24 protein-coding genes are annotated in these 21,258 nt (G+C 45.2%); 21 read left to right on the forward strand and 3 right to left on the reverse strand.

Annotation, left to right across the window (positions count from 1 at the left end; genetic code table 11):
• Positions 1–477: 477 nt before the first annotated feature.
• Complete coding sequence (locus H5P17_RS25005; protein WP_182825713.1) at positions 478–759, reverse strand: helix-turn-helix domain-containing protein; 282 nt, start codon at positions 757–759, stop codon at positions 478–480.
• Positions 760–980: 221 nt separating this feature from the next.
• Here H5P17_RS25005 and H5P17_RS25010 point away from each other — a divergent pair, with 221 nt between their 5' ends.
• The 19 genes from H5P17_RS25010 to H5P17_RS25100 all read left to right on the forward strand — a co-directional run bounded on the left by H5P17_RS25010 (position 981) and on the right by H5P17_RS25100 (position 16,728).
• On the forward strand, positions 981–1,448 hold the full coding sequence (locus H5P17_RS25010; RefSeq protein WP_182825715.1) for a transcription termination/antitermination NusG family protein: 468 nt from the start codon (positions 981–983) through the stop codon (positions 1,446–1,448).
• 92 nt (positions 1,449–1,540) lie between these two features.
• Positions 1,541–1,765, forward strand: a complete 225-nt coding sequence (locus tag H5P17_RS25015; RefSeq protein ID WP_182825716.1) for a hypothetical protein — start codon at positions 1,541–1,543, stop codon at positions 1,763–1,765.
• 127 nt (positions 1,766–1,892) lie between these two features.
• Positions 1,893–2,528 (forward strand): lytic transglycosylase domain-containing protein, encoded by a 636-nt coding sequence (locus H5P17_RS25020; protein ID WP_182825717.1) that lies wholly within the window; start codon positions 1,893–1,895, stop codon positions 2,526–2,528.
• Between the two features lie 10 nt (positions 2,529–2,538).
• Positions 2,539–2,829: a TrbC/VirB2 family protein gene (locus tag H5P17_RS25025; protein ID WP_182825719.1), complete on the forward strand. Its 291-nt coding sequence runs from the start codon at positions 2,539–2,541 to the stop codon at positions 2,827–2,829.
• 17 nt (positions 2,830–2,846) lie between these two features.
• Complete coding sequence (locus tag H5P17_RS25030) at positions 2,847–5,591, forward strand: VirB3 family type IV secretion system protein (protein ID WP_182825720.1); 2,745 nt, start codon at positions 2,847–2,849, stop codon at positions 5,589–5,591.
• 12 nt (positions 5,592–5,603) lie between these two features.
• Entirely contained in the window at positions 5,604–6,329 is a 726-nt protein-coding gene (locus H5P17_RS25035; RefSeq protein WP_182825721.1) for a type IV secretion system protein, read from the forward strand.
• The gene (locus tag H5P17_RS25040) at positions 6,330–6,575 is read left to right on the forward strand and encodes an EexN family lipoprotein (protein WP_182825722.1); all 246 of its coding nucleotides are present in this window, start codon (positions 6,330–6,332) and stop codon (positions 6,573–6,575) included. It begins immediately after the preceding gene.
• 40 nt (positions 6,576–6,615) lie between these two features.
• Complete coding sequence (locus tag H5P17_RS25045; RefSeq protein WP_182825724.1) at positions 6,616–7,656, forward strand: type IV secretion system protein; 1,041 nt, start codon at positions 6,616–6,618, stop codon at positions 7,654–7,656.
• A gap of 171 nt (positions 7,657–7,827) precedes the next feature.
• Positions 7,828–8,514 carry a virB8 family protein gene (locus H5P17_RS25050; protein ID WP_220496963.1) on the forward strand — a complete coding sequence of 229 codons (687 nt, stop codon included), beginning with the start codon at positions 7,828–7,830 and terminating at the stop codon, positions 8,512–8,514.
• Entirely contained in the window at positions 8,511–9,425 is a 915-nt protein-coding gene (locus H5P17_RS25055; protein WP_182825725.1) for a TrbG/VirB9 family P-type conjugative transfer protein, read from the forward strand. The genes H5P17_RS25050 and H5P17_RS25055 overlap by 4 nt, the downstream gene beginning before the upstream one ends.
• Entirely contained in the window at positions 9,418–10,695 is a 1,278-nt protein-coding gene (locus H5P17_RS25060; RefSeq protein WP_182825726.1) for a TrbI/VirB10 family protein, read from the forward strand. Before H5P17_RS25055 ends, H5P17_RS25060 begins: the two co-directional genes overlap by 8 nt.
• A gap of 1 nt (position 10,696) precedes the next feature.
• Positions 10,697–11,728, forward strand: coding sequence for a P-type DNA transfer ATPase VirB11 (gene virB11 / locus H5P17_RS25065; RefSeq protein WP_182825727.1), 1,032 nt, complete (start codon positions 10,697–10,699; stop codon positions 11,726–11,728).
• Positions 11,715–13,538 (forward strand): type IV secretory system conjugative DNA transfer family protein, encoded by a 1,824-nt coding sequence (locus tag H5P17_RS25070; RefSeq protein WP_182825729.1) that lies wholly within the window; start codon positions 11,715–11,717, stop codon positions 13,536–13,538. The genes virB11 and H5P17_RS25070 overlap by 14 nt, the downstream gene beginning before the upstream one ends.
• Positions 13,539–13,595: 57 nt before the next feature.
• Entirely contained in the window at positions 13,596–13,865 is a 270-nt protein-coding gene (locus H5P17_RS25075) for a hypothetical protein (protein WP_182825730.1), read from the forward strand.
• Positions 13,858–14,250 carry a cag pathogenicity island Cag12 family protein gene (locus tag H5P17_RS25080; protein ID WP_182825731.1) on the forward strand — a complete coding sequence of 131 codons (393 nt, stop codon included), beginning with the start codon at positions 13,858–13,860 and terminating at the stop codon, positions 14,248–14,250. The genes H5P17_RS25075 and H5P17_RS25080 overlap by 8 nt, the downstream gene beginning before the upstream one ends.
• Positions 14,251–14,296: 46 nt before the next feature.
• Entirely contained in the window at positions 14,297–14,764 is a 468-nt protein-coding gene (locus H5P17_RS25085; RefSeq protein ID WP_182825733.1) for a conjugal transfer protein TraL, read from the forward strand.
• 256 nt (positions 14,765–15,020) lie between these two features.
• Positions 15,021–15,551: a restriction endonuclease gene (locus H5P17_RS25090; RefSeq protein WP_182825734.1), complete on the forward strand. Its 531-nt coding sequence runs from the start codon at positions 15,021–15,023 to the stop codon at positions 15,549–15,551.
• An 11-nt stretch (positions 15,552–15,562) separates the two neighbouring features.
• Positions 15,563–16,261, forward strand: a complete 699-nt coding sequence (locus tag H5P17_RS25095) for a hypothetical protein (protein WP_182825736.1) — start codon at positions 15,563–15,565, stop codon at positions 16,259–16,261.
• An 11-nt stretch (positions 16,262–16,272) separates the two neighbouring features.
• On the forward strand, positions 16,273–16,728 hold the full coding sequence (locus H5P17_RS25100) for a hypothetical protein (RefSeq protein ID WP_255477994.1): 456 nt from the start codon (positions 16,273–16,275) through the stop codon (positions 16,726–16,728).
• On the opposite strand, the gene istB is transcribed toward H5P17_RS25100, so the two are convergent.
• Both istB and istA read right to left on the reverse strand, forming a co-directional pair.
• Positions 16,689–17,477, reverse strand: coding sequence for an IS21-like element helper ATPase IstB (istB, locus tag H5P17_RS25105; RefSeq protein ID WP_182825737.1), 789 nt, complete (start codon positions 17,475–17,477; stop codon positions 16,689–16,691). The genes H5P17_RS25100 and istB overlap by 40 nt on opposite strands.
• Positions 17,474–18,502, reverse strand: a complete 1,029-nt coding sequence (istA, locus tag H5P17_RS25110; protein WP_182825738.1) for an IS21 family transposase — start codon at positions 18,500–18,502, stop codon at positions 17,474–17,476. Before istA ends, istB begins: the two co-directional genes overlap by 4 nt.
• 136 nt (positions 18,503–18,638) lie before the next feature.
• Here istA and H5P17_RS25115 point away from each other — a divergent pair, with 136 nt between their 5' ends.
• Together H5P17_RS25115 and H5P17_RS25120 are read left to right on the forward strand one after the other, a co-directional pair.
• Complete coding sequence (locus H5P17_RS25115; protein WP_182825740.1) at positions 18,639–20,789, forward strand: type IA DNA topoisomerase; 2,151 nt, start codon at positions 18,639–18,641, stop codon at positions 20,787–20,789.
• The gene (locus H5P17_RS25120; protein WP_182825741.1) at positions 20,789–21,220 is read left to right on the forward strand and encodes an H-NS family nucleoid-associated regulatory protein; all 432 of its coding nucleotides are present in this window, start codon (positions 20,789–20,791) and stop codon (positions 21,218–21,220) included. The genes H5P17_RS25115 and H5P17_RS25120 overlap by 1 nt, the downstream gene beginning before the upstream one ends.
• Positions 21,221–21,258: the final 38 nt, after the last annotated feature.

The raw sequence follows: 21,258 nt of genomic DNA on the forward strand, positions 1-21,258 counted from the left end.
GAATAAGAGTTGTTATCATAGAATTTGCGTATGTGCTGTTGATAATATATTCGATATATTGCATAGGAGATATGCTGTTTTTTTAAGATGTTTCCTACCTTTTTGTAAGCTGGCATATTTTCATCGGGGGGATGCAAATTTGCGTTCTTCTGCAAGTCTTTGAAAAGATCAGCTAATCTTACATGTGTAAGAAGTTAGTAAGAAAGAATGTTTGTTTGTTAATGGTGATTTTGGCGATCAAATGATCTAGATTGAGGTGTATAGATAGATAATAATTCTGGTTTTATGTTGTTTTGTTGGTTTAAAAAACTGTTTTTAAACATCATGACACTATCCTTCTTCTGTTATTTGTTCTTTCCTTAGCTGTAAGTTTTGATACTATATGAATGTAGCAGTATATAGACAGCTAACAAAGTGATCGAGTTTCAATCTCTTCCCATCTATCTGGATCGGAAATGGCGTCAGCGTGGTCTAGCATCAAAAGAATGTTCGCGGCGTTAAGGTTGGATTGTTGTTTTTGTCATACAGGGCTAATACCTGGTTGGCGAATTCATCTTCTTCGATATAGAAGTAACACGTAGGAACGTTGAGTACTTTTGCGAACTGGCGAGTTTGTTCATAGGTTGGGCGGTTAACGCCGTGTTCGTATCTTGAAATACGGGCGCGAGCAGACCCTTCATCTATCCCGCTCAAGACACCGAGTTTTTCCTGGGATAGACCGGCGTACTTACGCGCAATTCTCAATCTCTTCGGAACCATTATAAAACCTGATAAGTAATTGAAACACATGCACACGTTTACCATCACTTATCATTTTTAATGTTACGTATTGCGTAACATCAGGGGATCACTAAACAACAACGAGAGTTGCACAAGCCATAGATACGCATAGTGCTGTGTATGCACACAGTTATGGTGTGGTGCGTATTGAGAATATCCAGCTGGATAGCTCAGGGCGTCAGCGTGGAAAAGGAGGTTCTATGAAGGGTTGGTTTCTGCTTCACCATAGTCCGAAAGCCTACAAACAAATCCTGGCTGGGTTTGATAGGTTGTCGGTCATTCATTACACGCCATTATTGACGGTGATAACGAAGCGTGCAGACAGTAAGACGAGCGTTCGCATCAACCAGCGCCCTCTTTTCCCTGCATATCTGTTCTTGTACTTTGACCCGGAAGTTGTCCACACGACCAAAATCACCCAGCTTATTGGAGTGAATGAGTTTGTTAAAATAGGCGGAAAGATTCGCCCTCTTCCTGAAGCTATTATCACTGGTTTGCGATACCTAGAGGTAGCGGAGGTTGATAAAAGTGATCAATCGGTTTCTTACAGTAATGTGCCTGTTGAACTTCTGGCTAAGCTTGAAGAAATCAATGAGCAAAGCGAACCTGTAAATCGAATGGCTTCTCTTATTAGCTTTCTCGATGGATACGTTAGAACGGCGTTTTAATCAACTAACGTACCTGATTAGCAAAACACTAAATTTCATAACCGCTGAGGAGACTCAGCGGTTCTTTTTTTACATCCTTATCAGGAGAATTCATGTCATCAAATACAGGTCTTGATCGTATAAAAAAACCATCTACTGCGGGAGGCGTAATTTACATTGGAGCCAACCGAAAGCAAGTTGTAGAAAAATTAGCAATCGAAGTGTCATTTATGACGGGAAAACAGATTACAACGGCAAGATTTCTTCAATACCTGATTGACATCTATGGAGAGAAAGCAAAGAACGAAATTATCAAGGAAGTAGGTAAAGATAAATAATAATTGCCGCTACCTTTTGGAGCGTCTATGAATTTTTTAGTTAGATACACATGGCATTCTCTTTTCATCGGCCTTGTTATTTTTTGGACGGCCGCAATATATTTCTTGCTTTGACATAGAGGTCGTTATGATTTCTACAACAACATTTATCGCACTTGCGATGCAGTGCGCAGCCACTGTTCACCCTGACACTGCGATGGATGTTGTCAGAGTTGAATCAGGACTTAATCCTTATGCTATTGCAGAGATAATCCCAAAAGGACAAAGAAACAAAGATGGGAAGAGCGTAATAACGCATCTTCCAACTAATAAAAAAGATGCCCTTTCCATTGTTAGAAGTATTGAACAGAAAAAAAGGCGGTACTCTGTCGGATTGATGCAAATTACAAGTACCAACTTTGATAAATTTAATGTTGATGCAGAGAAGATGTTTAACCCTTGCGCCAATCTATCCGTGTTCGAAAAGATACTCACCGATTGCTACATCAGAGGAAAAACGATTCCGAATGCTTTGAGCTGTTACTATTCTGGTAATTTTAACACTGGGAAAAAGAAAGAGTCTGAGTTTAATCAGACGAGTTATGTTGAACGTATTGGCTATCCTGATTCACCAGGGAAAACTTATGTTGTTCCAAGTACGAAGGAGGAGAAAGAACAAAGAAGAAAATCTGAAACAAAGAGCAGTAATCCACAACCGAAACCCCCTCAAGTTATCTATCCATCACGTCTCATTCGTGGTGATTTACAATTGTCAAAAAATTAAAGGAAATTCTATGTTTGCTAAAAAACAACTGGCTGCAATCAATACCGCTATTCTGCTCACTCTGATCTCCGTAAGCGTCAATGCTAACGCTGCTAACGGTTTTGAAAAAGTTAATACCATGCTGAATGCGATCATTGCGGGGTTACATACCATTGCTATTGCGACTGCAACCCTGGCTGGTTTGTGGGTTGGTTTCAAAGTGTTCTTTGATGGGCGCTCACTGATGGATATGAAAAACGTTATTATTGGGGCGGGGATCGTTATCGGTATCTCTGAGTTCGTAGCCTTGGTCATTTCCTAATTCAGTAAGGGGTAAATATGGCTACCGTCTTTAAAGCGTTAACCAGACCTCCGCTATTAATAGGGGTGCCTGTTGCCCCTGCTTTAATAGTGTTTTTTGTTCTCTTCATGGTCGGTTTGGTTTTTACTAAGTTCTTCTGGGTGTTAATCCCTATCGTTTTTATATACATGCGGAGAAAAACATCGCAGGACGAGCATTTCTTCGACCTGATGCTTCTTTGGTTAAAAACCAAGGGGAACTCAGTCATTAATAATTTCTACGGCGTGTCAACGATCAGTTGCCAAAGTTATGATGCCGTTGACGTTACGGAGTTTATAGAAGCTATGAAGTTAAATCAAAGAGCACCAATAGAAAAAATAATTCCTTATTCGTCACACGTAGATAAAGAGATTATTAAAAATCGCAAATCTGATTTAGTGGCGACTTGGGAAGTTGACGGAGAGCCATTTGAGTGCCAAACGCAAGATGTATTAGATATGCTGGCGACTCAACTAAATAAAGGGATTGTTTCATACTCAGGTGAGGCGGTGACCTTCTATATACATAAGGTGCGTCGTAAGTTTTACGATAACCTTGATACACCTTCGGGTAATGTGTTTGCTGATAAAGTTTCTTCTCTTTATTATGCAGGTATAAAAACCAAACCTTTTTACAAAGTCAGTATTTTTGTAACGCTGTGTTTTATCCCTTTTAATAAGGAAGAAAAGGCAGAGAGGAAGACTAAAGGCGACCGATTCAAAAAGAAAACACAACATGATGCTATCCTACGCATGAACGAGTTGCGTTCTTCTGTTGAAAGTATGTTGCAACGCTATCGTCCGAAAGCTTTGGGTCTTTTCGAAAAAAACAAGCGTGTTTATTCTTCGCAACTCAGTTTTTACAACTATCTCATTACTGGTAAATGGCAAGACGTTTTGGTCACTAACACGCCATTTTATGAGCTGCTTGGGAGTTCTGATATTTTTATAAGTTCAGACTCGGCACAAGTTAATAACTTTGATTCTCGCCGATATTTCAGGTCAATTGAAATTAAGGGGTTTACGAAATTAACTGAGCCGGGGTTGTTGGATTCACTTATCTACGAGCCCATTGAGTATGTGCTAACTCAATCGTTTACCAGCATGAGTAAGTCTGAGGCAAAAAAAGCCATACATGATCAGGATAAACGGCTTAGTAGTACACAGGACGACGCTGTAGAAGAGAAGGAAGATCTCGAAATCGCCAAAAGTATGCTTACTTCCGGCGATATCAGTTTTGGGTTGTATCACTATTCTCTTCTCGTCTATGCGGACTCGCTTGAGCAACTGATTAAAGATACCAACCAGATCCGCTCAACACTGACTGATATCGGTCTGATCGTGACTCTCTCAACGTTGTCGTTGCCAGCGGCTTTTTGCGCTCAGTTGCCCGGCGTTTACCACTTGCGGCCTCGTCTGGTGCCCGTGACTAGTCAGAACTTCGTTGAGCTCACCTCTCTTCATTCGGTGATGAGTGGTAAACGGGATAAAACCCCGTGGGGCGAGGCGATTGTTATTGCTAAAACCAACAGCCAGGCACCGTATTACCTGAATGTTCATAACACCATGATGGGGCAGGATGATTTTAACCGTAAGACGACCGGTAACGTTAAGATCATCGGTACGACAGGTTCTGGTAAAACTGTTTTGCTGACATTTCTCCAAAATGCTTTTCAGAAGTACGCTATCCCAGAAAGTTTTTCTCCCCAGGCCAAAAGCAAGCGCATGACTACGGTGTATTTCGATAAAGACCGTGGTGCTGAGCTCAACGTTCGGGCGCTGGGTGGCGAATACTTCCGTGTTAAGGCAGGCGAACCTACTGGGTGGAACCCGTTTAAGCTGGAACCGACCAAGCGTAATCGGGCTTTTGTAAAAAACCTGATGAAGTTGATCGTGACCAGGCGCGGCGAAGTATTGACGGCCAGGCAGGAAATCGACTTATACCAGGCTGTTGATGATGTGATGGACTTGCCGAAGGAGTTACGCTCTTACGGCATAACCCGAGTCCTTGAAACGCTGAACGAATCTACTACCGTCCAGGCACAGGAAAACGGGCTGCGCATCCGCTTATCGCAGTGGAAAAAGGGTGCAGAGTTTGGTTGGGTTTTGGATAACGACGAAGACACGTTTGATATTAGTCATATTGATAATTTCGGCATCGATGGTACGGAGTTCCTCGATGATGAGAATACGCGCTCCCCTATTGCTTTTTATCTTCTTTATCGGGTAACGAGCTTGCTAGATGGCCGCCGATTGGTTCTCATCCTTGATGAGTTTTGGAAGTGGTTGGCAAATGATGCTTTTGCTGATTTTGTTTATAACAAACTAAAAACCATTCGAAAGTTGAACGGGATTGTTATTTTTGCAACTCAATCATTGGATGAGGTTTTAAAGCATAAAATATCAAAGGCGACGCTTGAGCAAACTTCAACGGATATTTATCTAGCGAACCCAAAAGCTGATTACAGCGAGTATGTTGACGGTGCAAAGGTAGACCCGGCGCATTTTGAAATAATCAAAAACATTGACCCAGAGTCACGGCAGTTTTTAATCGTAAAAACAGCTTTGCGAAAAGGGGATGTGCAAAAATTCGCTGCGCTCGTTTCCTTTGATTTGTCTTGTCTTGGTGTTTATACAAAAGTCCTAAGCGGCAGCGAAGATAATCTCGAAATATTTGATTCTATTTTTAAACCAGGCATGAAGCCGGAACAGTGGCTCGATGCTTATCTTAACTTAGCTCTCTAGAAGGTAACTAAAATGACTACGCGTAAATTACTCGCTGGTTTTGTTATGTCTGCTGTATTGAGTGGTTCTTTACCAGTTTACGCCAGCGGTATTCCGGTAATTGATGCTGCGGCTATGGTTGCGAACACTAAGCAGTGGGCGACGGAAGCAAAAGAGTGGATGGAAACCGCTCAGCACTATCGCTCACAAATCCAGGCTTACAAAGATCAGCTTATGACGGCTACCGGCCTGCGCGATATTCAAGATTTGGTCGCACAGGGGCAAAGCCTGAAAAATGATATCGTCAATCTGCAAAAGCAGGGTATTAGCTTAAATGACCTCCTTACGTCGAACAACGCACCAACCGGAGCATTGGATAGCATCTATAACAAGTATAAAGACTTTGATGTATGCGACGTGAAACAAGCGCAGAGCTATATAAATATCTGTAAGCAGGAAACGGTCAATAAGGCGTGGGCGATCGAACAGACCACAGAGGTGCAAGGGCAAATCAACACAGCGCTTAATGATATCGCCTCTTTGTCCAGTCGGATCGCCGGTTCCAAGGATTCGAAAGAATCACAAGACCTGGCTAACGCGATCCAGGCGAAAAGCGTTCAGCTCAACGTGCTGTCAAATCAATGGGAAATGAACATGAAGGCATCGGAGCAGCGTGATAAGCTACTGGCTCAGAAACGTGAAAAAGCGTTTCGACAGCAGCAGACGAATGCTAAAACCCCTACTTTTGGAGATTTATAGATGAACAAATGGATTGTTATTCTGATAACAGGTTTATCATTCATCCTTGCAGGCTGCGAAGAAAAGCCTAAAAGCGTTGATTGGTTCAAGGAACATCCGGTAGAACTTGCGACTGTTATCAAGGATTGCAAAGCGTCCGGTGATGACACGCAAAATTGTCGAAATGCCAAAGATGCTAATTTTCGGTTAAAACAACGCGATGCCAAAATCCCTACATTCGGCGATTTATCATCGGATAAAAAGTGAAGTGAAAGGGGCATTAGCCCCTTACTTTTGGAGTGTGATTATGGATTCAGATTTTTTCCAATCCACTCACAGGTATATAGAGCAAATTCTGCAATCTGCTACTTCAGGTAAAATGGCTACTTACGCAAGTATGATTTCAGTAATTATACAAACGTCTGTAGCGCTCTATATGTTGGTGCGTGGTTATCAGATTATGGCCGGTAAAAATCAACGTCCAGCTGAAGACTTGGCGTATGATGTGATAAAAATGGCTATGATTATCGTCTTTGTTAATAACGGAGGCGGTTATTTAGATTTAAGCATTAGTGCAATCGATGGATTGAAAACAGGATTTAGTGGTGAAGGAGATATTTGGGCATATCTAGACAAGATATGGGCTAGTGCTCAAAAAATTGCTTCAACGCTAATGGAGCTAGATCCATCTAGTTACGTTAAAGTTGATGGGGGGCTAGGGGCATTATTTACGTTGATAGGTGTTGCTTTTGCTTTAATCATAACGTCTTTCGTTTTTATGTCTGCGGAAATTGGATTGTTGCTTTTAACTACAACGGCTCCAATTTTTATTTTCTGTTTGATGTTCGGTTTTCTTCGGACGATGTTCAATAACTGGTTGCAATCAGTTTTCTCTTCAATCCTCACTATCCTTTTTGCAACATTAGCCCTAGGTGCAGCAATCACTTATTTAACTAAAATCCTCGACAAGATGACTCTTTTAGCTGCCGATTCTAATTTAATGACATTGGGATTAATGGCTGGGCTTGCGGGGGCATTTTGTGGCCTTGTAGTTTTAATATCAGCCAAAGTAGCCTCTCAAATCGCCGGTGTTGGTGTGGAAGGTGCAGTACAAGGTGCGATGGCTATGGGCATTATGGGCGGGGCGTTCGGAGCGGCTAAAGCCGCTGGCGGAGCTATGCGTGGAACTGTAAACGCTGGTCGCGGTGCTATCGAAGGTTCTAAAGGCACATCCTGGAAGCAAAGAGAGTCGTCTGGGCTTTCTGCCGGTACGGGTTATGGTGCTGGCCGTGTTGGCCGTGCTGTCGTTCAAAAAGTCATTGCGCGGAACAACTCACGCGCTTCTTGAAAGCCATTCATCTGTTTCACAGCAATTCCCATTCTAATTAGGTAATTCACATGAATAAATTCATTGTCATGGCGCTTATCTGCGTCTTAGCTGGCTGTGCATCAAATTCACCGTTGCCGCCCTCGGCATCGGGTGAACTGGTTCCTGTTAACTCGGCGGAGGTAATCAATAATGTCTAATATCGCAGAGACAATAAAAACCGCTCAAGGGTTTGAGAAAAAAAACATGGAGCGGGATGAACGTGATAAAAAAGTTGGCTTTTTTATCGGCGCTGTTGGTGTATTGATCGCTATTCTATCAATTGTTGCAATCCTCATCTTACTGCCGCTGAAAGAGACTAAAGTGAGCCTTTATGTTTTAGATAAGGCAGCGGGAACCATTACTAAGGTAAGCGAATTTACCGAAGAGAGTATCTCCGGTGATTTGGCTACTAATAAAGTCAATTCTGAAAACTATATTGAACTCCGCGAGCGTTATAATTACTTTTCATTGCAAGATGATTATAACCGTATTCAGGCTTATAACTCGGATGATGTGAATAAAGAGTATCTTTCAGTCTTTAATGGTAAAAGCTCCCCTGACGTTATTTATCACAATGCAGACAATACGGTTCGAATTAAGGTCATTTCTGATTTTATCACTGAGGCGACCAAACCAGACCTTCTGGCAACGATCCGCTTTAAGAAAACTATCCGCAACGTTAAATCGGGTATTGAGCGTGATGAGTATTGGGTTGCACGTTTCACGTTCCGCTACGTTCCAACCAAAGACCTCACAGAAGAGCAGCGTGATATCAACAAGTTGGGTTTTGTTGTGACCAGCTATGAAGCCGAAAAAGAAAATGGGGTAACGCCATGATGAAATATGGAGCCATAGCTCTGGTGTTGGGTGGCTTCCTGATGACGCAGACGGCCAACGCGGCCGTTTCGCCCAGCAGTCGAGGCTATGACAGCAGAATGCAGCAGGTCAGCTACAACGCCTCAAATACGACGGTGATCACTTCTGGTGTCGGTTTTCTGTCTACATTGGTATTTGACGACGATGAAACTGTTCTTGATGCGCGTCCAGGGTTGGAAAAGGGCTGGGACATTAAGAAAGACGCTAACCGGGTGTATATACGCGCCGTCCCGATCACCCAGCCGGTTCCTGGTGAGAACGGACAGCAGGTAAACCAGGTGTTCGAGCCGACGAGTAAGGATTGGGTGACTAACCTCTTCATTGTCACGACCAAGCGTTACTACAGCGTTGAGCTGCATGTTCAGGAGGCCGGTAAGTCATCAGGAACGATTTCTTATGTAGTCAGCTATACCTACCCACAGGAAACTCGCGCCAAAGCCGCCAAGATGGAAGCAGCGCGACTTAAAGAGTTGCAGCAACAACAAGAAAACCAGCGCATCGATAAAGCCCTGGCTAACGCTCAAGCGCCCCGTAATTGGGAATACTACATGCAGGTCGGTAAGGACAGCGGCATGATCACGCCAGATTTTGCCTATGACGATGGCCGGTTTACGTATATCGGGTTTTCTCCAGTGAAAAAGTTGCCTGCCGCGTTTATGTATTCCAACGGGAAAGAAATTGCTACTAGTCCAGGTATTAAACAAAAAGGCAATTATAAAGTCATTGTGATCCCTCAAACCAACCCCGCTTTTGTTTTGCGTTATGGCAATGCGGTAATTGGGCTAGTTAATAAAGGATTTGGAAAAGTCACAGTTAAAGATGGTTCGACAGTTTCACCAAGCGTCGAACGTGTGGAGGTCGATAATGAGTAACGAAAATAAAACGCCTGATGAAATTGAACAAGAGTTGTTGGAAAGAGAAGGAAAGGAGAGAAATGAGACGCCTCCAACACATCAGCGAGAAAAAACCGTTGCGGAAATAGAACAGGAGCTACGCGAGCGACAGGAAAGAGAAGCGCGAGAAAACGATGTTGAAGAAGAAGTGCTAACGCACCAACCAGAAGTTATTAAGCTCAAAAAAAGCAAAAAAGACCGGGTATTGAAAGGGCTGATATTCATAACGTTAGCGTTGATTATTGCTGCGGTCGTCGGCCTTAAAATTTATCAAAAATATAAGTCACCGGATAATACGGATAAACAAGAATCCGTTAAATCTACTGAAGGAAGCATTAACAAGCGTAGTGATCTCGGCCAGGGTGTTGATCCCTTCAAGCAAGAAGAGCCGCCTCAATCTGAGGCCGCAGTGTCCACATCTGGTGGCGAAGCTGCTACCGCTACGCCGGGCGCACCTTCACCGATGACATTCTCAAGGGCGCTGGCTGTTGTCAGTGATAGCACCTCAGCAAGTCAATCTAGTGGCACTAGTCGGCAGCAGGAAACGCAACAGGGCGACGACAAAGCAGATGCAGCACCATCTAAAGACGGGGAAGCGATCGCTGCATCTGAGAGCGATGAGGGAGCTTTACAGGCTGTACGGCGTATACCATATAACCCAGACCTTTACTTGCCGGAGAACACGCCACTGCCGTGTGCGTTGACTCGGCGCTTTATTTCAGACGTCGCCGGTAAACTTCAATGTCAGCTGACAGAAGATGTGTATAGCGCCAGTAAGAATACCAAGCTGCTCGATAAAGGCACTGTGGCAACACTAGTCTATAAGACGGGGACGCTTCGCCACGGCCAGGCGCGCGCGTTCGTCATTGCGACCAAGCTGAGAACCCAACAGCCACCTTTCCTGGATATCCCGCTGGTTGATACAGCTGCGGCGGGTGAACTCGGCGAAGCGGGTATGGACGGCTGGGTAGATACGCATTTCTTTGATCGGTTTGTTGGGGCGATGATGCTGGGGATTATTCCTGATATTGCCAATGCAGCGACAGACAGCGCCGGTAAAAAAGACCGCAATACCGATTATACGGAAAACAGCCGTCAGGCGTTTGCCGATATGGCAAAAACCGCGTTTGAAAATAGCGTTAATATCCCGCCGACGATTTACAAAAATCAGGGAGAAATTATCACGCTGGTAACTGGCAGGGATATAGACTTCTCTAAAATCTACCGATTGCAGTATAAGCGAGGATAACATGGCAAAAAATGAAAGCCTTGAATATCAGAAAAACAAAATGTTTGGTGATTTTCTCAATCTTGACGGATTGACGGAAGTCGCCGTTAACCGTCCCAATGAACTGTTCACAAAGATCGCCGGTAAATGGAGCCGACATGATGTTAAAATGTCACTTGATGATTGCGAGAAGTTTGCACGTCAATTAGCTAACTTTCATAAAGATGAAATTAGCGGTATAAAGCCGATTTTATCAGCGACCTTAGAGTCGGGGGAACGTGGTCAGGTAATATTCAATCCCGCTTGCGAGCGGGATACCGTGTCTATAACGCTTCGAAAACCGTCTTATGTTCAAATTCCTCACCAAAATTATATTGATTCTGGTTTTTATAATCGAATCACAGGAAAGGAAGAGCATAGCAGCCGTAATGCTGAATTATTGCAGCTATACCGCGATAAAGATTTCCCTTCGTTTATGGAAAAGTGTATTGAATACGGTAAGACGATGGTTTTTGTTGGCGAAACCGGTTCGGGTAAAACAACATATTTGAAAACGCTGATTGACTATATTCCTCTCGATTTGCGGATCACTACACTCGAAGATAACCCGGAGGTGAAATTTACGCGGCATAAAAATTATGTCCATCTCTTTTATCCGAGTGAGTCGGGGAATGGTTCTGATGAAATCGTAACATCCAGCTCCTTATTGCGTGCTAATTACCGTATGAACCCTGACCGCATTCTTCAAACCGAAGTACGCGGCGGGGAAGCCTGGGATTTCTTAAAAATCGTAACGTCCGGGCATGAGGGGGCAATTACGAGTCTCCATGCTGGCAGTCCGTATGAGGCCATTATGGGATTGATAGAACGATGCTACCAGAACAGTGAATGCCGGATGCTTCCGTACAGCGTCATTCTCAGTAAGGTTTTAAACTGCATTGATGTGATAGCCAGTATCCAGGTTGAGGGCGATGTTCGCCGGATCGGGGAAATTTACTTCAAGGACGCTGATAAAGAGGCGTATCAGAAGAGGTTCCGAGATGAAATCTTTTAACAAACAGCAGTGGATATTTCTTATCGTTGTTACGCTGCCTATCGTCTGGATGATTGCTACCGTTGCCGTTTACCCCTTAAACGGCATCGGAATTAAAGGAATGTACAAAACCTATCGATTCGGCATGTTATGGCAAGTGTTGACTGGCGATAATATTCGCTTTGATATTAGATTGAGTGCCATTAAAGCGCTAGGGATTGGATTCATTGGTTCATTGATGTTGTTTGTTGCAGCGTTATTATCTGGCAATAAAAGCAATACCAATTTGTTCGGTGACGCAAAGTTTGCCACAGAGTCTGACATCAGGCGTTCTAAGGTGGTAACGTGGGGTGATGAATCCAAAGGCGGCGTTATTATTGGCCGCTTCAAAGGTAAGCTACTTCGTTACATCGCCCCTGATTTTATCTCGATGGGTGCAGGTACACGCGCCGGTAAAGGGGCTGCGGTTGTTATTCCCAATCTGTTGAGTTGGCTTCACTCAATGATTGTGCTCGACCCGAAGCAAGAGTGCTACATGATAACCAGCAAATTCCGGCAACTCGTCCTCCGCCACGCTGTTTACCTTCTCGACCCGTTCAGCAGTAAAACACATGGATTTAACCCTCTTTTTTATATTGATCTCGCATCAGAAAAGGGGGCCGGTTATTTAAAAAACCTGGCCGAAACCGTATGGCCGTCTATCGGTTTGACAGGCCCAGAGGCACACTTTAACAGCGCGGCCAGCCGGGTGTTCGTGGGGTTCACCGAGTTACTTTATTTTTTGATTAAGTACGACCAAAAATACCTGCAAAACATCGGTGTTAAGCCGGTATTTTCAATCGGTACGGTTCTGGATCTCTACTATGCCGTAGACCAAGAGGCGTTATTGAATGAAAGGGATGAGTTGCTCGCGTTCGCCAAAGGTAATGCCAACGACACTTACATTATTACTGACTCTCTCAATAAGATAAAAAAGCTTTTCGAAGCCGAGGGGGAGGCAAAATCCAGTATGGAGGAAACATTTCAGAAAAAACTCGATTCATTCACGCTGCCCCTCTTTAGAGCCGCAACCGATCGCAATGATTTTGACTTGCGGGATTTGAGGAAAAAGAAAATCACTATCTACATCGGTGTAAATGCCGATGATGCTAAAATTGCTGATTCTTTCCTTAATCTGTTTTTCAATTTTGCGATTGACGTCAGTATGAGAGAAAACCCGGATTTTGTACCAGAGAACAAAGATGATGTGTTGTTTTTACTCGATGAATTCCCCTCAATTGGGGCAATGCATTACATCAAAAAAGCCTCTGGTTTTATTGCTGGATTTAAATTGAAGTTACTGACTATTTATCAAAATATCGCTCAGCTCATTGAAATTTACGGATTGTACGGCGCGAAATCACTGATGGCTAACCACCCTTGCCGGGTTATTTATGCCGTTAGCGAAAAAGAAGATGCTGATGAGGTGTCGGCAAAGCTGGGGTATACAACGGTAAAAAATAAGGGGAAAAGTCGAAGTATGGCGAAGAGTTCTACCACTCGAGGCGAATCGGAATCAGACGCGCAACGTGCGTTGGTACTTCCTCAAGAACTCGGTACGTTGAAATTTGAAGAGGAATTCATTCTTCTCAAAGGTGAAAACCCGATTAAGTGTAATAAGGCATTCTACTTCAACGATCACTACTTCATGGATAAGTTAGTATCCGTTTCACCTAAACTTGAAAATGAAGTAAAAAAAATGAACAAAGGTGTGGCCTTTGGTAAAGGTCTTGACTATCCATCAAAAGAAATCATGCTGTCTTTAGGAGAGCTTGAGGCGGAATTATTCTAACGATGAAGTGAGATTTACTATCAGAATGTAATTCTGTAATTTAAGTAAGGAGTCCTTATGGTTTTTTTTAAACGAGTAATCACAGTGGCTATGTTCTTAGCCCCTACTGTCGGATTTTGTTCGGGTACACCTTCGTATGATGTTAAAGCAGATACCAATACGCAGCAGTTGATTAAGTTACAGCAGGAACAGCTTAAAGAGTTGCAAGCTATTCGCGTGCAGCTTGAGGAAAACAATGCGCGTATTTTCCTGCTACATCAACAAATAGAAAAGGTGAAGTCGAATGTGTTCGTGGTTGGTAGCGTTAAGGAAAAAACGAATGAATAAAAAACTTATTTTTGGAGTGGTGTTTATCCTCGCTGGGTGTTCTTCTCCTCCTCCACCGACACCAGTCGATTGGGATAAAGTACCTACGGCGATGAACGGAAATTTGCCGGAATGGAATGAAAACTTCGTTGTTAACCCGGCTCCACATGTAGAAGGGAAATGGTCGCGGGTTATTCGTGGTTTTTCAGCCGATACACCGTATGGCGTCGATGTATATTATGCGGTTGTTCATTCACCGTTTGTTATGGTGACGGCTAATAACGCAGATGATTTTTTTAATGCTAAATCATGGTTGCGTAGTCATGGAGCTAAGGGGGTAATCAGATACCAGAAAAGTGAATATAGTTGGTCTGGCCGTAATACGGATATTTATTTGTCTCGCTAAATACCTTCCTGTTAAGTAGCAATCTTCTTTTATTTTAGAGGTGAAAATGAAAACTTTGCTTGCAGGGTTGGCTTTGTCCGCCCTTTTACTTGTCACTGGTCTTACGCCAAAAACATCCTATGCCGCATCAGAGGATGAATGCGCGATTTGGTTATGTTTGCCCGGTGGTTTTCCGGACGGTTGCGGCGCGGCGCATTCAGCCATGCTTAAGCGAGTTAAGAAGGGTAAGTCACCCTTGCCGAGCTTTTCCTCTTGTGCAGTGGATAGTGGCAGCAGCGGGGATGCCAGCACAGGTAAAGGTGCATGGCTCCCTGAGCGTAAAGAATGCGTGCGTTGGTCGCGGGGACACGGCGATGAATGGTGTACTAAGTACGAAACCAAACCCGCTGAATTCAAGAAAAATCAGCTGTGCATTATCAACAACGGAAACCATTACCCGAAAGGATGTCGCAGCCAGAACTACGTCGATATTTATATAGACGGTAAAAAAGTCGGTGAAACGTATTACTGGTGACGTCCCGTGTTACCGCACGAACTCCACAATCGCCCCTGATAGCCTTGTACCGGCTATCAGGGCGCTCCCGTTCGCGGAGGTGGCTTGTTGGCCTCTCCGCTTCTCTGGCTTCGCTCATGTGGATTTGTGGATAACGCTCTGATCATTGAGTTGATAGCAAACACAGGTCAGCAACTCCAGACCAGGCCAAAAAACTACTGTCATTTTCGGGTTGGCCATCGCGCCGGCGCCATCATTTTTGATAGCGAATTCTACGATGAACTTTCACTTACTTCACGCCATTGCCTTTCTGTCCGTGCTGCTGTTCTTCGTCTGGTTATCCTGGCGACGCAGAACGAGACGGCATAGGCGCAAGATCAGACAAGCTGGCCGGGTGTTGGCAAAGCTTGATGATATTCCTCATCCAGGGCAGCGCCTGGCTTATTTGCGAAAGATTGACCCGTACACCTTCGAAGAGTTGCTTCTTGAAGTGTTTGAACGGCGGGGATTCAAGATCCAGCGCAACAAACGCTATTCCGGTGACGGTGGACTAGATGGAAAAGTTTGGTGTAACGATGAGCTGTATCTCATTCAAGCCAAGCGATACAGCAATCAAATCAACAAGCGTCATGTAGAGGACTTTATCGAGCTGATCGAGGTGTTTCAGTGCAGGGGTATTTTCTGCCACACAGGACGAACGTCGAGCGGTTCTAAAAACCTTGTTAACAGCCATCCTAAAATCTTGATGCTATCCGGTAGCCGATTGCTAGATTTCATCGATTTAGATATGCCCTTTTCGATTAATTAAGTGAGATAGTTATGGAACTGGATCGCCCAATGCTTAAAAGGTTGAACCGTCAATCCGAAGCAAGCGTTAGATTAGGTCGAAGTGGTTTTGAATTGATTCGTTATTTGGTTAGAAACGAAGTGGGGTTAGATCTTACAATCGTTAATAAGGCGGTTTTTATCGTATCAGAAGCCCTTCATAACCTCCCGTCTGCGGGTAATGATATTACTGCTGACTTAACAGTGAAAAAGGTACGCAGTGCAGTAGTTGAATTGTCTAAAATCGTGCCAATGGTAAATGTTAACGGCTTGAATGCCAGTTTTCATGCGTTTGAGCTGGAATGCATGAAGTCATCGTTTTTGAAATGCGCTTGTGAGCATGTTGTCAATCTCGATGAGCGAATGTGGAATCAATTTATCCAGAAGACAATGACGGGAGAAACTGTCTCCTTTGGCATCGATACGAAAGCGGATGAGGTTGTTGATCCAGAAGACTTGCGAAATGAATTCGTTTCAGTGTCTCGTATTGAGCTAGTTGAAAAGAATCTTATGGATTCTCGTGAGCCGGAATTGTATGTCGATAAGTTAAAAAAAGGTGCTGACCAGATAGGCGAGATTAACGGCTTCCCTATCTGGTTTCATGCATCGGGATACTACTTTTATTGGGGTTCAGAATTGGAGTGTTTGCTGGAAAGCTGGCTAACGTTCCCTGTGTGTCCGTATGGCTGGTAAAGGAGGCAATAATGAAAGATAACTGGGAGATATTGCGCAATCAATATCTGGATAGTTGTCAAAATAACGAATCGAAATACGATACGTTGGAAATTGAAGACTACATGACGGATGAATCTGTAGGGCGTCAGGTTACTGACTACAGAAAGCGCACAAATGGCAGATCTTTGCTGGTTGTTTTCCCTGAATACGGCGATAAAACCGATTGCTCCAATATCAGTATGGATGACGGCAATGAAGATGATTTTGCGTTAGCACAGGATGTAAATCGCCAGCTATCAATAATGATAAATGCTTTTGATAAAGATAATGCACAGGAAATTATTGCCGCTGCGGCTGGTGAAATACAGTCTTTAGTGCAAAATTGTCAATACCGATCGAATTCTGACCCACCCTGCCAAAGTAAAACTGACCCACCCCCTTTGAATTACTCGAGCGTTGCTGCTTTCGTTTTCTTCTGGAGTTGACCGCTTTTCAGCTTATCTTTCAGTCGATAACTTTGGCCGCTGATTTGGGCGATATGCGCATGGTGAAGCAACCGATCCAGCATCGCCGCTGTCAGCGTCTCGTCATCACCAAACGTTCCAGACCACTGCGTAAACGGCAGGTTGCTGGTCAGGATCACACTACCTGACTCATACCGTTTAGCAACTACTTGGAAGAACAGGTTCGCCTCCATTTTACCGAACGGCAGATAGCCCACTTCGTCAATGATCAACAGCTTAGGCTTACCTACAACGCGGTTCAGGTAGCCCTTCAGGTCACCCTGACGGTGTGACGCCATCAGTTGCAGCATCATGTCGGCGGCGGTAACGAACCGGATGCTTAAACCCGCCATCGCGGCTTTATAGCCAATGGCCGTCGCCAGGTGCGTCTTGCCAACGCCTGAAGGCCCGAGCAGCACAACGTTCTCCTGACGTTCGATAAATGCCAGACCTGCCAACTCCTGGATCTGACTTCGTGGGACGCCGCTGGCATAGGCGTAATCGAACTGCTCCAGTGTTTTTACCACTGGCAGGCCTGATAACCGCAAAATGGTCTGGCGACGCCGTTCGTTCTGGCCGTCGTGCTGGAGTTGCAAGACGGCTTCCAGGAAGTCGGCATGCGTGCCGCTGTTGTCGATGGTTGTCTGTGCCACACCCGGCCACTCTGCCGGCAGGCGGTCGAGCTTGAGTTGTTCGCAGAGCGCGGCAATACGATCATGCTGAAGGTTCATGCTGGCACCTCGAGCAAGGCCTGGTACGTTGCCAGAGGATGTTGCAGGCTCTCGGTCGGCACCGGACGCTGGCTGAGTACTGGGACAGGCGCAGGCAATGCCAACGTCACCTTCGGTAACGGCAATAGCGCAGCACGCTCGCGCGGCATGCGCTGCTCTGGCGGTACGCCTGTGGTGCCATGCACTCGGGTATTCGCAACGGTGACCAGCCATTCGCCAATGCGTGCGTTGGCAGCGGGAACATCCAGTATCAGCCCGGCCTGCCGGAAGGTCGCGGTAAGGGGCACGATAAAGCTGTTCTTGAGGTAATGGTTAAACCGCTCAACCTTACCCTTGGTCTTTGCGCGATAGGGTCGGCAGACCTTGGGGGTAAAAGCATACTTCTCAGCGACTTGCATCAACTGCGGGTTCCAGCGATGCTTGCCGGGGCCGTAGACATCGCGCTCAATGATGATGGCCTTGGCGTTGTCGAACAGCAGCTGATGCGGCGTTCCACCGAAGAACCTGAGCGCAGACTCAATGCCGTCACACCAGGCCGCGGAGTCCTGGTTGCTGTAAAACTTGACGAAAGTCGCACGGCTCCAGCCCAGCGTGGCGACGAAGGCCAGCAATGGGTTATGACCGAGTCTGATGATGGTGAAATCAACCTGCATCTGAAAGCCAGGTTCGGTCTCGAAGCGCGTGACCTCTTCAGTGACGGGCTGTTTCATGGGGTGCAGGAAAGCGGTTAGCATGCTGTAACCACCTTCGTAACCACGCTGACGGATCTCACGCAGTAGCACACTGGCGGGTATCCACTGGGGCCTGGCAGCGGCCACGCGCTCAAGGATATAGGTCTTGAACGGGTCAAGCTTGCAGGGTCTGGGTGCGCGAGGCTTGTAGCGCATATCCGCTACGGGCTGCGGGCTACGAATATATCTGCGAACGGTCTCACGAGAGCATGAAAGCTGGCGCGCGATGGCGCGTATCGACATGCCCTGACGGTGTAAAACGCTAATCTCCACTCTGGTCTCCAATGTCATCATTGGCAGTGCCTTAAAACTGCCATTTTTACCCTGGGTGGGTCAGATTTACATCGGCAGGTGGGCCAGTTTTACATCGGTAGCGACACAAAATGATTGTGTGAAAAAATAATTCTGATTTTGAATAAGGATCAAAGATATGAGACTTTTTATTGCAGAAAAACCGGCTGTAGCCAAAGACATTGCCGCCGCCCTTGGCGGTGGTAGCCACAAAGGTGCATATATTGATTGCGGTAACGATAAAGTGTCTTGGCTGTTCGGTCATGTTTTACAAACCGTACAGCCAGAAGTTTATAACCCGGTGTATAAACAATGGCGAAAAGAAGATTTGCCGTTAAAACTGTACCCGCCGCAGTATGAGATTTCACCGGATAAGGTTGACCATGTAAATAAAGTTATTGAGCTAATTAAACAAGCCGATGTGATTGTCCACGCTGGCGACCCAGACGATGAAGGGCAACTGTTGGTTGATGAACTTTTGATATATAGCGGAAATGATAAGCCGGTTAAGCGTGTACTGATTAACGATAACACCGATAAAGGCGTTAAAAAATCCCTGGCCGATCTGCGTGACAACAAAGATTTTCATGGGGATTATCTCAAGGCACTTTCACGCAGTGTAGGCGATGAAATTTATGGACTGAGTTCTACGCGCGCCTACAGCATTGAAGCGCAATCACAGGGGTATCGTGGTGTGCTGTCGGTCGGACGTGTCCAGACGCCCACGTTGGGGCTTATTGTTCGCCGCTGGCGTGCCAACAAGGCACACAGCAAGTCCTATTACTACATGCTCGATGGCGCTTTTACTTTGGGTGCCGGTAGTCTCACTGCACGGCTGCAATTCCCAGAGGATGCCCCGGTCGACGACAAAGGGCATGTGCTCCAAAAAAGCTATGTCGACGAGCTGGCCGCCCTGGTGAACGGTAAAACAGCGTGTGTTGTTGAAGCCGCTGTGAAAGACAAGGAAACTGCGCCTAAGCTGCCGTTTAACCTGAGTAAATTGCAGCAAAAAATGAACCGCGATCACGGCATGTCTGCCGCCCGGACGTTGGAAGTGACTCAAGGGTTGCGTGAGAAGTTCAAAGCGATCACCTATAACCGTTCTGATTGCGCTTACTTGTCCGATGAACAGTTTTCGGAAGCCCCGGACGTGGTGGCCGCATTGAAAGCCAGTGCCGCGTTTGCTGACGCAGACGTAGATACCACGCGCAAGAGCAAAGCGTTTAACAGTGCCAAGGTGACGGCGCACACGGCGATCATTCCAACCGATAACGTGCCTGACCTGGATAAACTGAGCACTGATGAGCGCAATGTCTACACGGCCATAGCCAAGCAGTATTTAATCCAATTTATGCCGCCTAAACGCTTCCAGGAAGCCACTGGCCGTATTGAAGCCAATGGTCAGACATTTACCTACCGTGCAACGAAAGAAATCCATCCCGGCTTCGAGGCGTATTTGAAAGAGCCGAAAGAAGTCAGTGACGATGACGCGGCAGAAACGGCCTTTGACGTGGTGAGTCAATTGCAGGTAGGCCAGGATGGGCGGTGCGAATCAGCAACCGTTCAGGAGAAAGAAACCACGCCGCCCAAACTTTTTGATGAGGCTAGTTTAATCTCGGCGATGACACGCATAGCTGATTTTGTTGATAATATGGAAATAAAGAAGCTGTTAAAGGAGAAGGATAAGGACAACGATCAGGCGCATGGCTCGATCGGCACTGAGGCAACCCGTGCAACGATTATAGAGACGCTCAAAAAGCGTAACTTTATCGTCGTTGAAAAGGGAAAACTTATTCCTACAGAAACCGGCCTTGCGCTTTTTGATGCGTTGCCAGACGTTGCAACTCAACCTGATATGACGGCACTTTGGTTTGAACAACAATTACAAATCGCAGAAGGTAAGTTAACTGTTGAACAGTTCGTAACCGACTTGTATGGATTTTTGACTGAACAACTTAAAGACGTTAATGTAGGAGAAATTAAAGGTGAGAAAAGGGAAGACGGTAAAATCCCTCGTCTTAACGAAAAATGCCCTTCTTGCAGTAACGAAATTATGATTCGACCAAAAATTTATGCCTGCACGGGTTGTGATTTTAAAATCTGGGCTACAGTGGCAGAGAAGAAGTTGACAGTGAACCAAGTTGAAACGATTATAAAGAAAGGCAAATCTAACGAAATTAAAGGATTCACCAGCAAAGCAGGTAAAAAGTTCGATGCCATTTTAGTTTTGCAGGATAAAGCCACAGGTAAGCTGGGCTTTGAGTTCTCTCAAAAATCGAAGGGGAAATAATGAGCGACAACGAAATCTACAGTGAAGTAAAACGAATCCTCTCTAACATCCGTTCTGTGCGAGCTTTTGCGCGTGAAACTGATTATGACTTACTGCTGGAGATGCAGGAAAAGTTGAGTGCTGTCATCGAAGAACGCCGTGAAGATGCCGAGCGTGAGAAGCGAGAGCGTGCTGAACGCGAGACGAAACGTATGGAATTACTCCAGCTGATCCAATCAGAAGGTTTCGACCCGAGCGAATTGTTGCTGGGTGTTGAATCTTCTGGCTCGTCAAAAAAATCAAAAACAGGTGTAAAACGTGCGCCTAAGTACCAATTTGAAGTAAATGGTCAACTTCAGTATTGGTCAGGTGTAGGGCGGAAACCGAAGCCGATTCAAGACGCATTGGATCATGGAAAATCGTTAGACAGCTTCCTTATTCCGACAAACTAGTAAGTAATAAATTTAATGATATATATCCGACATATTTC

Source organism: Serratia sp. OS31 (genome assembly GCF_014164835.1).
Lineage (GTDB): Bacteria > Pseudomonadota > Gammaproteobacteria > Enterobacterales > Enterobacteriaceae > Serratia > Serratia liquefaciens_A.

Excerpts from the sequence above, each read along its gene's own strand:
- H5P17_RS25005 (WP_182825713.1), bottom strand. The coding sequence starts at position 759 with ATGGTTCCGAAGAGATTGAGAATTGCGCGTAAGTACGCCGGTCTATCC.
- H5P17_RS25010 (WP_182825715.1), top strand. The coding sequence starts at position 981 with ATGAAGGGTTGGTTTCTGCTTCACCATAGTCCGAAAGCCTACAAACAA.
- H5P17_RS25015 (WP_182825716.1), top strand. The coding sequence starts at position 1,541 with ATGTCATCAAATACAGGTCTTGATCGTATAAAAAAACCATCTACTGCG.
- H5P17_RS25020 (WP_182825717.1), top strand. The coding sequence starts at position 1,893 with ATGATTTCTACAACAACATTTATCGCACTTGCGATGCAGTGCGCAGCC.
- H5P17_RS25025 (WP_182825719.1), top strand. The coding sequence starts at position 2,539 with ATGTTTGCTAAAAAACAACTGGCTGCAATCAATACCGCTATTCTGCTC.
- H5P17_RS25030 (WP_182825720.1), top strand. The coding sequence starts at position 2,847 with ATGGCTACCGTCTTTAAAGCGTTAACCAGACCTCCGCTATTAATAGGG.
- H5P17_RS25035 (WP_182825721.1), top strand. The coding sequence starts at position 5,604 with ATGACTACGCGTAAATTACTCGCTGGTTTTGTTATGTCTGCTGTATTG.
- H5P17_RS25040 (WP_182825722.1), top strand. The coding sequence starts at position 6,330 with ATGAACAAATGGATTGTTATTCTGATAACAGGTTTATCATTCATCCTT.
- H5P17_RS25045 (WP_182825724.1), top strand. The coding sequence starts at position 6,616 with ATGGATTCAGATTTTTTCCAATCCACTCACAGGTATATAGAGCAAATT.
- H5P17_RS25050 (WP_220496963.1), top strand. The coding sequence starts at position 7,828 with ATGTCTAATATCGCAGAGACAATAAAAACCGCTCAAGGGTTTGAGAAA.
- H5P17_RS25055 (WP_182825725.1), top strand. The coding sequence starts at position 8,511 with ATGATGAAATATGGAGCCATAGCTCTGGTGTTGGGTGGCTTCCTGATG.
- H5P17_RS25060 (WP_182825726.1), top strand. The coding sequence starts at position 9,418 with ATGAGTAACGAAAATAAAACGCCTGATGAAATTGAACAAGAGTTGTTG.
- virB11 (WP_182825727.1), top strand. The coding sequence starts at position 10,697 with ATGGCAAAAAATGAAAGCCTTGAATATCAGAAAAACAAAATGTTTGGT.
- H5P17_RS25070 (WP_182825729.1), top strand. The coding sequence starts at position 11,715 with ATGAAATCTTTTAACAAACAGCAGTGGATATTTCTTATCGTTGTTACG.
- H5P17_RS25075 (WP_182825730.1), top strand. The coding sequence starts at position 13,596 with ATGGTTTTTTTTAAACGAGTAATCACAGTGGCTATGTTCTTAGCCCCT.
- H5P17_RS25080 (WP_182825731.1), top strand. The coding sequence starts at position 13,858 with ATGAATAAAAAACTTATTTTTGGAGTGGTGTTTATCCTCGCTGGGTGT.
- H5P17_RS25085 (WP_182825733.1), top strand. The coding sequence starts at position 14,297 with ATGAAAACTTTGCTTGCAGGGTTGGCTTTGTCCGCCCTTTTACTTGTC.
- H5P17_RS25090 (WP_182825734.1), top strand. The coding sequence starts at position 15,021 with ATGAACTTTCACTTACTTCACGCCATTGCCTTTCTGTCCGTGCTGCTG.
- H5P17_RS25095 (WP_182825736.1), top strand. The coding sequence starts at position 15,563 with ATGGAACTGGATCGCCCAATGCTTAAAAGGTTGAACCGTCAATCCGAA.
- H5P17_RS25100 (WP_255477994.1), top strand. The coding sequence starts at position 16,273 with ATGAAAGATAACTGGGAGATATTGCGCAATCAATATCTGGATAGTTGT.
- istB (WP_182825737.1), bottom strand. The coding sequence starts at position 17,477 with ATGAACCTTCAGCATGATCGTATTGCCGCGCTCTGCGAACAACTCAAG.
- istA (WP_182825738.1), bottom strand. The coding sequence starts at position 18,502 with ATGATGACATTGGAGACCAGAGTGGAGATTAGCGTTTTACACCGTCAG.
- H5P17_RS25115 (WP_182825740.1), top strand. The coding sequence starts at position 18,639 with ATGAGACTTTTTATTGCAGAAAAACCGGCTGTAGCCAAAGACATTGCC.
- H5P17_RS25120 (WP_182825741.1), top strand. The coding sequence starts at position 20,789 with ATGAGCGACAACGAAATCTACAGTGAAGTAAAACGAATCCTCTCTAAC.